Here is a 12,766-nt window from a genome sequence, read left to right on the forward strand (position 1 = left end):
CATTTATGAGACTGACAAAGATTAACTTTAAAAAGTCTAATGGGAGGGTTAGCCTGTTTAATATAGATTAGAACAAAAAAAGCCTATCCTTATTCAGGAGAGCTTTTTTGAATTTCTTTAAAATTAACTCGAGCATTTGTTAAATCAATACGTGTGATGACGATTGGCTTCGTGATCGCTTGTGTCACCATCTCATCTTTTTTAGGATCGGTATAGTATTAGGAGACAGTGAGTTGATTTCCTTCCTCCACTATACTGTCGACTTGAACAGAATAGCCACCGGTCGGCATTTCGCCTCTTGTTATAATAATATAAAGATCATCTCCAGATGGTACCGTAAAGGTTGACTTCTCAAGCCATTTTTGTTGAACGGTAGCTTGAATATCTCTTGGTGCATTTTGCATTTTGACTGTTTCAAAAGATAGTTCTTTTTTCATTTGATCCCCTCCGTCTGATTCAGTTGAAGATGATTCTGGAGAATTATTTCCGCAGCCTGCAAGGACAACGAAAAGAATAGATAGTATTAATAAGTATCCGCGCACTCTGTGTTACCCCTTCCTAAATTCACTTTACTAAGTATTGTCCTACTAGTAAGTTTAGCGAATTTTATTAAAGTTGGGAAGACCGTGATATTCTTGACGATTACAATCTGTGTTGGAGGGTAATGATTAGATGTAGACAATTTACCTTGGTTGAAAGGAGAATTCACATGCAGAATGAAATTCTAAGTTTTTTAAGAAATATTGAGGAACCGGTTACAACAAGAGAAATAATGGAGTATTTATCGGAAAAGGGATACAATCCTGATGAAGAAGAACTTGTTCGCATGATTAAGGACATGCCAAAGGGCACGGTGAAACAAGAATATGACGCATCAGTCATTGATCCTTCTCCATCGGTTGTATACAAAGCTGGTCCTAATGCATAAGCTATTTTTTTCGAAATAGATCTACAAAATACAAACCAATTAGCATTAGAAACACAATACCGACACCATAGAGGATATCAACAATAAAAGACATCGGGTAACATCCTTTCCTTGTTTCTTTTTATTTGGCTAAGTTATAGCTCTTATTGTTGATTTCTCGATTTTTGGCTCATTCGAGTGAAACCTTAGTTTCACTCGCCTTTCAGCTCTGCTGAAAGGTCGTCCTGTGGTGACCAATCGACTGAGCAAATGAATTTGCTTGAAGCGATTGGTCACCGCAGCGCGTAAATGATCCAAAAATCAACACTGCTCACTAACATAGCCTTTTAATTAGTGTATCAAACGTCAACGAATGAATGGGGAATTTCTATTTCATGAAGAGGTGGAAATGATATAATGTTGGCATTCAGTACATTGGGAAGGATGTCACCATGAAGAAGATAAAGTTTAATAGCTCAAAATTCATTATTCTATTTTTTGTTGTTTTCATTATTGTAGGTGCTGCAAATGTTCTATTTAGTGACCGGAAAATGAATACGAGCGAGTATTTACTTAGTGAAAATCAAAAAGATGTTGTGTCTAGATCAGAAACACAGCCAAAAATTCCATTCGGAGCTCTAGTTAACAGTAAACTGAAGGATAACGGAACCATTAGCTTAGCTGCTAAGATTAAGTATCAAGGAGAAGAAAAGGAAGAAATTGAGGTTGTGGATGATGGTCTACTAGATTATCAAATCACCAACCAAGAAAACGACCAGATTGTAATTCCTTATTCTTCACAAGTTCCTTCAACTAAAAAGAGCGTATCAAATGATGACATTATTGAAGGCGATACCATAACAACTGAACAGTTGGAATCAGGTGTCTATCAGATTGAAGTGAAAGTTCCAATCATTTTAAAGGGGAACGAAGAAGTTTTTATTTTCCGTATACCTGTTGAATTGTAACGCTACACTCGATACATCAAAATTAATTTTAATTTGTAGTTTGGTTTTTGGATGATCGGGAATAGTTACTATCAAACCCCCTAAGTAAGTTTGAAAATGATTTTCCCCCTATGGACCGCGCTCATGGAGTGCGGTTTTTTTATGCCTAACTCTTAATTAACTATTAAGCCATGATGAAGCGTTTCCATTATGCAGTATTCGTGGTAGTCTTTTAGGAAAGAGTAGAGAATAGGTTCGAAAGGATGAGACGTTTGGCTAAAAAAGAAGATATGACACAGTTAACTGATGAATTAGTTGCATTTTTGGAGGGCGAAAAGCTTGTGATGCTCTCAACTATTGATTATGAGAACGATACCCCTAATGTATCTGCGATATCGTGGGTCAAAAGTGTTAATAAAGGAAACATTCGCTTCTCCGTTACGACTAACTCAAGAACAGTTCAGAACGTAAAACAAAATGCTGGTGTTGTCTTAACCGTCATAGGGCTTGAAACAGTTTATTCTATCCAAGGTAAGGCAACAATCTTAGAAGAAGCAATGGCTGGTGTATCCTTAAAATTAGCCAAAATCAATGTTGAAATCGATCAGGTTATGGAAACGATGTTCTGGGGAGCAAAAATTACGACTGAGCCTAAGTACGAGAAGACCTATAACAAAAAGAAAGCAGAAGAGCTTGATGAGGAAGTATATAAAGCACTTATGGATTAATGAGAAACTTTCTTCTCGAATTCTTTTATGATTTAATAATAGCAATAAGCATCTTGTGCTGTCATTCTGACTTAGGCACCATGAAACGAGGTTGAATCCCATATGGAATGGGAAATGATCAAAGATTTCTTGAATGAAGAAACAATAAGAGCATGGCTTAGCCAGTACAGAGCGCTTGGTCCATTACCCGGTATTTTGCTTCCTATGTTAGAAGCTGTTATTCCTATTTTACCTTTGTTTCTTTTTGTAGCTGGAAATGCAGCTGCGTACGGATTCTGGTATGGATCGCTATTGTCCTGGATCGGTGCGTCTCTTGGCGCATTAATCGTTTTTGTGGTAGTTAGAAGATTGGCTAGACAACGATTTATGCGTGTTGTTACAAGACATCCCAAAATTGAGAAAACACTGCGATGGATTGAACGCCATGGTTTTGGCATGGTTTTCCTTCTTCTTTGCTTTCCGTTTACTCCTTCTGCCTTAATTAATGTGGTAGCGGGGTTATCGAATATGAGCATACGAAGTTTTGTGTTGGCTGTACTGCTTGGAAAAATGGTGATGATCGCAATCGTGTCATTTATAGGACATGATGTGTTTGCTTTAATTCACCGACCACTAGAAATGGTCTTAATATTGCTTGCGATCTTCATTCTTTGGGGAGCGGGGAAAATGATTGAATATAAACTGAACCAACGACCGAGGAAGCATCAAACCGAGGATCAGGCGAGGTAATGGAGAAAACCATGCAGAATGCATGGTTTTTGTGTTTAGTATGGTTCTACTATAAAAAACGTGTTCCAGTCCAAGAGTACCAATATCTTCGTTTCTAAACGCTCGTTTCCGCTTTTCGTAGATCCAGCTGCAACTCGCAGAAACTACGATATTTCACTCTTTCACCGGAACACAAAAAACGTGTTCCAGTTCAAGAGTTCCAATATCTCCGTTTCTAAACGCTCGTTTCCGCATTTCGTAGATCCAGCTGCAGAGCCCAGCCCCTCGATCGCTTCGCCTTCCGCGATCTGAACACAAAAAACGAGTTCATTTCGTAAGGCTCCAGCGCTTGTCGGGTCTATACGGGCTCTTCCGCTTTTCGTAGATCCAGCTGCAGTGGCCAGACCCTCGGTCACTTCACCATCCAACTCGAACACAAAGAACGTGTTCAATTTGGATGCTTCCAGTGCCTGCCGGGTCTAAACGGCCACTTCCGCTTTTCGTAGATCCAGCTGCAACTCGCAGAAACTACGATATTTCACTCTTTCACCGGAACACAAAGAGCGTGTTCCAGTTCAAGAGTACCAATATCTTCGTTTCTAAACGCTCGTTTCCGCTTTTCCAACTAAAAGATCTTCTTTTTATCTTTTTCTTCTTTCAATATTTCAACAGCTTCTCTAAAGCGTTGGGAATGGATAATTTCTCTTTCTCTTAGGAAGGCGAGAGAGTCGTTAAGGTCAGGGTCGTCTGATAGGTCGATGATCCATTGGTAGGTTGCGCGGGCTTTTTCTTCAGCTGCGATATCTTCGTATAGATCTGCGATAGGGTCGCCTTTAGCTGCGATATAACTTGCGGTCCATGGGACGCCAGCTGCGTTGGAGTAGAAAAGGGCGCTGTCATGATTGGCATAATGTGCTCCAAGTCCTGCTTCTTTCATTTGATCAGCGGTAGCATCTTTTGTTAGTTTATAAATCATTGTTGCAATCATTTCCAGATGAGCGAATTCTTCTGTACCAATATCCGTTAACAAACCAACGACTTTATCTGGAATTGTGTAGCGCTGATTTAAATATCTTAGAGCGGCAGCAAGTTCCCCATCGGCTCCACCGTATTGTTCAATTAGAAATTTAGCAAGCATCGGATTACATGTGCTTACTTTCACTGGATATTGTAATTTCTTCTCATAAACCCAAATGATTACTCATCCTTTCGTGCCTAGACTTGCCATGGCCATGGTGTATCGTCCCAATTCCATGGATAACTTGAGTAGCTGTTCCCATATTGTTGCAATGGACCGTATTCTTTTTCATAGCGCTTCTTTAGCTGTTTTCTCATTTTGGCGTATTCATTGAATTGCTGAATCGCATCGTAATCATCTGGGTGTGTGTCAAGGTATAGAGTTAGTTCGACGAGAACAAAGTCACATGCTTGTAGTTCTTCAAGAAGCTCATAATATTCTTTAGGAAGCTGTTTTTGAGACATTGCTACTCCTCCCGTTTTGAACGATATGGATCACAAAGTGCTTTCCAGAGTGTACCTCGATACAGAGCTTCCCTGGCAGAATATTGTTCAAGACCTGGAGGCTGAAAGCCCATGTAAAGGTTAGGTGGAGTTGAATAGGACTTCACTCGAATGGGGGGACAGGGATCAAAAGGACCAACATAAGGTTCATAATATTTCCTGTTTGTATACATGTTCGACCTCCTTCAATACAACCTTCATTCTCTAGTTGTATGAGTCTCGAAAAGAAAAAATGTATAAACTTAAGAAGCTGCAATTGTATAAGTAAAAGAGCACTTCCGCGTCTGGAAGTGCTCTTTTACTTACATTTTATTAACGGTGTCATTCCATTTAGCAACCATATTTTTTAAGTCGTGAAGATCTGAGGTAAAAGGATAATTGTCTGCTACACTTCGCTTTTGTCCATCATCAAGTTTTTCATAACTGTGTACGAATTCTGACATATCTCGTGTCAGTCGATTCAATTCCCATTTAAACGTTTCAAATTCTTTCTCCATGATCAAAACTCCCTTATAAATATGTTCTTACGTATGGTATACCCTTGCTTCAATACCTAAAAACATCATGTCTGCTTTTTACAATATTTAGTCGTTAGAAATGCGAACGTATTTTCCTATCGATCCTATTCATTTTCATGAAAACATGAGATAATAGTGATAGAAAATAGGGTTTAGTGACTAGGAGGCAAAAAAATGACGGTTCAGTTTGTCATTGGCAGGTCGGGGAGCGGTAAAACGGACCATTGCTTATCAGAAATTCAGAATGAATTGACCGATCGACCAATCGGTCAGGACATGATTTATTTAGTTCCAGAACAGATGACGTTTCAATCAGAATATGAATTAGTACATAACCGTGGATTGAAGGGTATGATTCGAGCGCAGGTATTCAGTTTTACAAGACTTGCATGGAAAGTCCTTCAGGAAACAGGTGGAATGGCACGCCCTCACCTTACAAGTGTTGGTACAAGCATGATGCTTCGCCATATTATTGAAGAGAATAAGCAGAGACTTAGAATATATCAACGTTCTTCTGAGAAAACAGGCTATATTGAACAGTTGAATGATATGGTAACGGAATTTAAGCGCTATTGTCTTGAACCGGATGATATTAGAAGCTATGCAGACGATTTATATACTGAGGATGAACGCAGTTTACTAAAAGATAAGCTATTTGATCTTCATCTTGTTTATGATGCATTTCAGAAGGCGATGATTGGTCACTATCTTGATTCGGAAGACTATCTTGCGCTTCTTGCTGAGAAGATAGAAGAATCAAGCTATCTTGATGGCGCTACGATTTTGATTGATGGTTTTCATAGTTTTACACCTCAGGAACTACTAGTGATTCAGGCGCTGATTAAAAAGGGGGCGAATCTCTCATTCACTATTACGATGGATCCAGAAATGAACCTTTCTGCAATTCATGAACTTGATCTGTTTCATGAACCTGCAAAAACGTACCAGACCCTTTTAGGAATGGCGAATGAAGAAGGCGTCGAGGTCAAACAACCACTTGTTCTAACTTCGCAAAAGCGATATCGAAATAGTGAACTTGCTCACTTAGAGGCGAATTATGGTGAAAGACCACCTATTCTTTACAGTGGCCAGTTGGAACATATTCAATTGCACCATGCTGTTAATATTCGTTCAGAGGTAGAAGCAGCTGCCAGAGAAACACTTAGGCTTGTTCGAGATGAAGGCTACCGATTCCGTGATATTTCGGTCATGGTTAGAAATATGGCATCCTATTATGAACTTGTTGAAACGATTTTTGGTGATCATAACATCCCAATTTTCTCAGATCAGAAAAGAACAATGCTTCATCACCCTCTAATAGAGCTTCTTCGATCAAGTTTGGATATTATTCAATATAATTGGCGCTATGAAGCTGTTTTCCGCTGTGTGAAAACAGAACTATTATTCCCCGATGACACTGGAGAGACCGTAGAGAGAATCAGAGAGCGAATGGATGAACTCGAGAATTACGTCATTGCTAGGGGAATTAAAGGATACCGTTGGAAGACAGAAGAGCGATGGAAGTCGAATATTTACCGGCAGCTTGAAGACAAAGAGGCGATCACATCGGATGAGCTTGAGAAAATGGAAGATCGCCTCAATGAGACGAAAGAATGGGTATCTACACCTCTCGAGAAATTTGAAAGAAGAATGAAGAAAGCAAATACGGTGAGAGATATGTGTGAGGCTCTTTATTACCTTCTTGAGAATAGCAATGCAGCAGAAAAAGTAGATCGTTTGAAAGAGAAAGCTGAGCATGCAGGTCAGCTTACTAAAGCAAGAGAACACGATCAGGTTTGGGATGCGGTCGTATCGCTTCTAGATGAAACGGTAGAACTAATAGGAGATCAGAAGCTAACTGTCGAGGAGTTTACGAAACTACTTGAAGCAGGAATTGAAAGCATGAAATTTGCCCTCGTTCCAGCATCGCTTGATCAAGTAGTAATTGGTAGTATTGACCGGACTAGATTCACAAATGTAAAGTGTGGTTTTCTACTAGGGGTGAATGATGGTGTCTTACCAGCGAGAATTCAAGAAGATGGCCTCTTAAGCGAACAGGATCGTGAGAAACTAGAAGAGCAGGGCATACAGCTTGCACCGGGTCTGAAACGTCGACTTTTAGACGAAGAGTTTCTCATTTACCACTCTCTTTCTACTCCGTCTGATTCGTTATGGGTTAGTTGCCCGCTAGCTGATGAAGAAGGAAAGGGGCTCCAACCATCGATTGTGATGAATCGGTTACAGGAAATGTTTCCAGAACTTGAGGTTGGTTTAAAGTTTGCCGAGCCAGGCGAGGAATCAATAGACGAGCTCTCATTTATTACAAATCCTTCCAAGACAATTGGGAGGCTAACAGGGCAGCTTCGTCAGTGGAATCGAGGATACCCAATAGATCCAATCTGGTGGGACGCATATAATTGGTTTGTCATGAATCCGTCACAAGAAAATAAGTTACGGCTAATTGACAGCTTGTTCTATCGAAATAAAGCTCGGAATTTATCTGACGAAACGAGCAGGAAACTATATGGTTCAAATATTCAAGCGAGTGTATCACGAATGGAGCGTTACAAGTCCTGTGCATTCTCGCAATTTGCTTCACATGGATTAAAGTTGAAAGAGCGATCAACATTCAAACTTGAAGCTCCAGATATAGGTCAACTCTTCCATGCTGCACTTAATATGATGGCTGAAACCATTAAGCAACGTCACTGGGATTGGGGTAAGCTTTCATCCAATCAATACTATGAATTGTCCGGTGAAATAGTCCAACAGATAGCTCCCAAGCTTCAGAATGAGATTCTATTAAGTTCAAACCGATACCATTACATTATGAGAAAGTTAACTCAAGTTGTAGGTCGTGCATCTTCCGTACTCGGTCAACAAGCCCAAAAAAGCGGTTTTCAACCAGCTGGTCTTGAACTAGGGTTTGGACCGAATCAGGAATTGCCACCGATCGAATTTACGTTAAAAAATGGTGTGAAGCTTCAGCTAATTGGTCGAGTGGATCGGGTTGATCAAGCGTTTAATGGCGATGAACTTCTGCTTCGAATCATTGATTATAAATCGAGCGGTACGTCACTTGATTTATCAGAAGTGTATTTTGGACTTGCGCTTCAAATGTTGACATATCTTGATGTGGTTATTTCGAATGCGAACATCTGGCTCGGTCGGGATGCCACAGCTGCAGGGATGCTGTATTTCCATGTGCATAATCCAATTCTTCAAACATCAGCTCCGGGACAAGCAGCGATTCAACAAGAGTTGTTTAAGAAGTTTAAGATGAAAGGGCTTCTTCTTGCTGATAAGGATATTGTGAGTTTAATGGACAGTGATATTGAAGTGAAGAAATCAGATATCATTCCGGCTGCGCTTAAGAAAGATGGCAGCTTTTATAAAAATTCATCTGTGCTTTCATCTGATGACTTTAAATCCCTAAGGGCATTTACACGAAATACGATCCAAGAAATTGGTACAGATATTTCCGATGGACGTATCGATATTGATCCATACAAAATGAAAGACAGAATACCGTGTACATTCTGCTCATACCGTTCGTTTTGTCAATTTGATCAGGCGATGGAAGACAATGTTTACAAGCAAATACCGGTTGAAGATGATGAAACAATTCTAAGACGGATGAGAGAGGGGGGGAACAAGAATGAATCCAATTGATAAACCAGAAGGATCTAGATGGACAGATGAACAATGGGATGCGATTGCTGCTCGAAATCAGGACGTGCTTGTTGCAGCTGCAGCTGGATCAGGGAAAACAGCGGTGCTAGTTGAGCGGATCATTCGGAGACTTGCAGATGAGAACGACCCTGCTGAAGTTGATCGCATCCTTGTCGTGACGTTTACTAACGCTGCTGCAGCCGAGATGCGTCATCGAATAGGCGAGGCACTTGAAGAAAGATTAAAAGAAGATCCTTCTTCTCTTTATCTAAGAAGGCAGCTTTCAATGCTGAATAGAGCTTCGATTTCAACATTGCACTCCTTTTGTATGGAAGTACTGCGCAGGTATTATTATGAAATTGATCTTGATCCAGCGTTCCGAGTTGCGGATCAAACAGAGGCGGCCCTTCTTAGAGAAGAAGCAATGGAAGAGTTGTTTGAAGAACATTACAGCAAGAAGGAAAACGAGGCATTCTACGATCTTGTCGACCGGTATAGTAGTGATCGTAGTGATGTAGATCTCCAGCTCCTTGTTGAACGACTTTATCATTTTTCATCGAGTCATCCTTGGCCAGAGCAATGGTTATCTGATAGCGTAAGATTATATGAAGAAGCGAACAAAGTAGGATTTAACGAACTCGTTTGGGTGAAAGAACTATTGAAAGACGTGGTACTTCAGCTTGAAGGTATGAAAGAGGTCCAAGAAAAAGCGATTGAACTAGCATCCGCGCCAGGGGGACCTGAGCCATATCTTGTATCACTTGAAGTAGAAAGGGAAATGGTTTTAGGACTACTTCAAGCGGCTTCTGAGTCATGGGAAGCATTAAAAGAAGCCTTTGATAGCACATCGTTTGGACGTTTGAAACCGTGTAAAGGCGATCAATTCGATGCTAGTATGATTGATACAGTAAAAGCGATGCGAGACCGAGTGAAAAAAACCATTCAAAGTCTTAAGGAAGACCTTTTCCAAAGGGAACCAGAAGAGTATGTAGACGATATCGTCAAACTGGCTCCGGTATTAGGTACCCTTTCTTCACTAGTGAATGAATTTCGAGAGCGGTATTCCTTATTGAAAAAAGAAAAAGGTTTAGTAGATTATAGTGACCTTGAGCATTACTGCCTTTCCATCTTATTAGATAATGCCTCCACCCCTGATAACCCGATCCCTTCAAGCGCGGCTCGTGAGTATCAAACGCAATTTGCAGAAGTGCTAATAGATGAGTATCAGGATACGAATTCAGTTCAGGAAACGATTCTTAATGCCATCAGCAGAAGCGCTGAGTCAGGTGGGAATCGCTTTATGGTTGGCGATGTGAAACAAAGCATCTACCGTTTTAGACTTGCAGAACCTGGTCTTTTCCTTTCAAAATACAAAACGTTTGGGCGATCTTCTAATGATCCTTCAAAACGAATTGATCTTGCACGAAACTTTCGGAGCAGAGAAGAAGTATTGAACGGGACGAATTTTATATTCAAACAAATCATGGACGAGCGTGTAGGTGAAATCGAGTACGATGAAGCAGCTGAATTAATCCCTGGAGCAAGCTATCCTCCTTCTGATACGGTAGTTCCGGAAGTGCATGTTATTGACCAAAGTTCAGACACTGAGGAAGATGGAGAAGAGGTTGAGAAAGTTCAATTAGAAGCGCGTCTTATTGCTTCAAATATCAAATCAATGATGGGGAAAAGTGAATCAGACCGTGTAAAGGTTTATGATCGTAAAGAAGAGCGAATGAGACCAATTCAATACCGTGACATGGTAATCTTACTTCGTGCAACAGCTAGCTGGGCACCTGTTATCTTAGAAGAATTGAAGCAAGCAGGAATACCTTCTTATTCAGACCTTGCCTCTGGCTATTTTGAAGCAACTGAAGTGGCTGTGATGATGAGTCTCTTGAACGTGATCGATAATCCGTATCAAGATATTCCACTTGCATCAGTCCTCCGTTCACCAATCATCGGGTTATCTGAGGAAGAACTTGCTCTTATACGAATTAATGAGAAGCATTCAAGCTATTTCACAGCCCTACAGAGTTATTGTGAAACAGAAAGTAATCGATTGTCAGAAACGCTTGCAACATTCCTCTCTAATTTGAACCGCTGGAGAGAGCAAGCAAGACAAGCGTCACTAAGCGAATTAATTTGGCAACTTTATAGAGAGACTAATTATTTCGAATTTGTTGGAGGGATGCCTGCAGGGTTGCAACGGCAAGCTAATTTACGTGCCCTGTATGATCGAGCGAGACAATATGAAGCTACATCATTTCGAGGATTGTTCCGCTTCCTGCGCTTTATTGACCGAATGAAAGAACGTGGTGGAGACCTTGGCACAGCACGAGCTCTTGGTGAACAAGAAGATGTAGTACGCGTAATGACCATTCATAAAAGTAAGGGACTCGAATTCCCTGTCGTCTTTATTGCTGGAATTGCAAAGCAGTTTAACATGAGAGATATGGCCAATCAAATGCTTGTACACAAAGAATTTGGGCTAGCTACAAAGTTTATTGATCCTCATGATCGAATCAGCTATCCAACTCTACCTTACTTTACACTTCAAAAGCGGATGAAACTTGAAATGTTAGCAGAGGAAATGCGTGTTCTTTATGTCGCGTTAACACGTGCGAAAGAAAAGGTTATCCTCGTTGGTACAGTGAATGATTGGGAAAAAGAGATCTTATCCTGGACAGGAGCAGCGAGCGAAGAGTGGCTTCTATCAGACTATGAGCGGTCAAAAGGGAAGTCTTATTTAAGCTGGATCGGTCCATCTATTATTAGACATCGAGATCTTTCTTCTATAATGGAAGGGAGAGCGAGTTTGCCTTTTCATGAGGAGGTCCATCAACATCCATCCAGATGGACGCTCATAGTTCATGAAGCAGCGAGTTATGCAGAAGTAGAAACTGAAGAAGTGCAGAAACACGAGGAATATGAAGCGCTTCTTCAACAGAGGAAACTGATTCCGGAAGTGAGCATTTATAAAAACCATGTTGAGAAAAGGTTAAACTGGACATATGAGCATAAGGCTGCTACTGAAACAAGGTCGAAGCAGTCAGTCACAGAAGTGAAGCGACAGCGAGAAATCTTTCAAGACGACAGAAGCGATAATCAGCTTGTTAAGGGATTTAGTCAATCGTTGAAAGAACGGCCTCGTTTTCTTCAAAGCAAACAGCTCACCCCTGCTGAACGAGGGACGGCTATGCATATCGTGATGCAGCATCTGGATCTGAAAGAACAACATGATGAATCATCTATCCGAAATGTCATTGCAAAGCTTGAAGGTAAAGAGTTGTTAACAACTGAACAGGCTATGGCAATTGACGTTCATCAGATTCATAGGTTAGTCGAATCAGATCTTGGTGAGAAAATGAGGAATGCTTCAGAAATTTACAAAGAAGTCCCGTTCAGCCTTGGTGTTGATTCGAAATGGATCTATGCTGATTTCGAAGGAGAGCAGGAAACGGTCGTTCTTCAAGGTGTAATTGACTGTATTCTTCGTGATGTGAATGGAGAATTAACGTTAGTCGATTACAAAACGGATGTCATTCATGACCGTTTTTCCACGGAAGAACAGGCAATGGAAACGATGAAGCGCAGGTATACAACGCAGCTTCAATTATATGAGAAGGCGATCAATGAGATTTGGAAGATGCCGTGCAAACAAAAAGTGCTATACTTTTTTGATGGCGGTCGTACTCTTGCGATCGACTAACTAGCTGGCCGGGCTCCTTGTCCGGCTAGTCTTATTTTAAAAAGGCTCTTATCTCA

Annotated in this window: 10 protein-coding genes and 1 pseudogene; 6 read left to right on the plus strand and 5 right to left on the minus strand. The window is 40.7% G+C overall.

Going from position 1 to position 12,766, the window contains the following annotated elements; translation table 11 throughout:
* Positions 1 to 89 precede the first annotated feature (89 nt).
* Positions 90 to 437: pseudogene (locus JI666_RS22055) on the minus strand (protease complex subunit PrcB family protein).
* A 272-nt stretch (positions 438 to 709) separates the two neighbouring features.
* Between JI666_RS22055 and JI666_RS00165 the strand changes: the two are divergent.
* From JI666_RS00165 to JI666_RS00180, 4 genes are all read left to right on the plus strand, one after another.
* Positions 710 to 928, plus strand: a complete 219-nt coding sequence (locus JI666_RS00165) for a FaeA/PapI family transcriptional regulator (RefSeq protein ID WP_206887571.1) — start codon at positions 710 to 712, stop codon at positions 926 to 928.
* 431 nt (positions 929 to 1,359) lie between these two features.
* On the plus strand, positions 1,360 to 1,875 hold the full coding sequence (locus JI666_RS00170; protein ID WP_206887572.1) for a hypothetical protein: 516 nt from the start codon (positions 1,360 to 1,362) through the stop codon (positions 1,873 to 1,875).
* Positions 1,876 to 2,144: 269 nt separating this feature from the next.
* Entirely contained in the window at positions 2,145 to 2,582 is a 438-nt protein-coding gene (locus JI666_RS00175) for a pyridoxamine 5'-phosphate oxidase family protein (protein WP_414635123.1), read from the plus strand.
* Between the two features lie 102 nt (positions 2,583 to 2,684).
* Positions 2,685 to 3,311 carry a TVP38/TMEM64 family protein gene (locus tag JI666_RS00180; RefSeq protein ID WP_136945816.1) on the plus strand — a complete coding sequence of 209 codons (627 nt, stop codon included), beginning with the start codon at positions 2,685 to 2,687 and terminating at the stop codon, positions 3,309 to 3,311.
* Positions 3,312 to 3,915: 604 nt separating this feature from the next.
* Here JI666_RS00180 and JI666_RS00185 read toward each other — a convergent pair.
* From JI666_RS00185 to JI666_RS00200, 4 genes are all read right to left on the minus strand, one after another.
* Positions 3,916 to 4,485, minus strand: a complete 570-nt coding sequence (locus JI666_RS00185; RefSeq protein WP_206889224.1) for a manganese catalase family protein — start codon at positions 4,483 to 4,485, stop codon at positions 3,916 to 3,918.
* 20 nt (positions 4,486 to 4,505) lie between these two features.
* A complete protein-coding gene (locus JI666_RS00190) occupies positions 4,506 to 4,772 on the minus strand; it encodes a spore coat protein CotJB (RefSeq protein WP_206887577.1) in 267 nt (88 codons plus the stop codon).
* Between the two features lie 2 nt (positions 4,773 to 4,774).
* A complete protein-coding gene (locus JI666_RS00195; RefSeq protein WP_048310130.1) occupies positions 4,775 to 4,984 on the minus strand; it encodes a spore coat associated protein CotJA in 210 nt (69 codons plus the stop codon).
* A gap of 129 nt (positions 4,985 to 5,113) precedes the next feature.
* Positions 5,114 to 5,308, minus strand: a complete 195-nt coding sequence (locus JI666_RS00200) for a hypothetical protein (RefSeq protein ID WP_206887579.1) — start codon at positions 5,306 to 5,308, stop codon at positions 5,114 to 5,116.
* 195 nt (positions 5,309 to 5,503) lie between these two features.
* Between JI666_RS00200 and addB the strand changes: the two genes are divergently transcribed.
* Both addB and addA read left to right on the plus strand, forming a co-directional pair.
* Positions 5,504 to 9,001, plus strand: coding sequence for a helicase-exonuclease AddAB subunit AddB (gene addB, locus JI666_RS00205; protein WP_206887583.1), 3,498 nt, complete (start codon positions 5,504 to 5,506; stop codon positions 8,999 to 9,001).
* A complete protein-coding gene (gene addA, locus JI666_RS00210) occupies positions 8,988 to 12,710 on the plus strand; it encodes a helicase-exonuclease AddAB subunit AddA (protein ID WP_206887586.1) in 3,723 nt (1,240 codons plus the stop codon). The genes addB and addA overlap by 14 nt, the downstream gene beginning before the upstream one ends.
* Positions 12,711 to 12,766 lie beyond the last annotated feature (56 nt).

This window comes from Bacillus sp. NTK071 (assembly GCF_017303315.1).
In the GTDB taxonomy this organism is placed as follows: Bacteria; Bacillota; Bacilli; order Bacillales; family Guptibacillaceae; genus Guptibacillus.

Excerpts from the sequence above, each read along its gene's own strand:
- JI666_RS00165 (WP_206887571.1), top strand. The coding sequence starts at position 710 with ATGCAGAATGAAATTCTAAGTTTTTTAAGAAATATTGAGGAACCGGTT.
- JI666_RS00170 (WP_206887572.1), top strand. The coding sequence starts at position 1,360 with ATGAAGAAGATAAAGTTTAATAGCTCAAAATTCATTATTCTATTTTTT.
- JI666_RS00175 (WP_414635123.1), top strand. The coding sequence starts at position 2,145 with ATGACACAGTTAACTGATGAATTAGTTGCATTTTTGGAGGGCGAAAAG.
- JI666_RS00180 (WP_136945816.1), top strand. The coding sequence starts at position 2,685 with ATGGAATGGGAAATGATCAAAGATTTCTTGAATGAAGAAACAATAAGA.
- JI666_RS00190 (WP_206887577.1), bottom strand. The coding sequence starts at position 4,772 with ATGTCTCAAAAACAGCTTCCTAAAGAATATTATGAGCTTCTTGAAGAA.
- JI666_RS00195 (WP_048310130.1), bottom strand. The coding sequence starts at position 4,984 with ATGTATACAAACAGGAAATATTATGAACCTTATGTTGGTCCTTTTGAT.
- JI666_RS00200 (WP_206887579.1), bottom strand. The coding sequence starts at position 5,308 with ATGGAGAAAGAATTTGAAACGTTTAAATGGGAATTGAATCGACTGACA.
- addB (WP_206887583.1), top strand. The coding sequence starts at position 5,504 with ATGACGGTTCAGTTTGTCATTGGCAGGTCGGGGAGCGGTAAAACGGAC.
- addA (WP_206887586.1), top strand. The coding sequence starts at position 8,988 with ATGAATCCAATTGATAAACCAGAAGGATCTAGATGGACAGATGAACAA.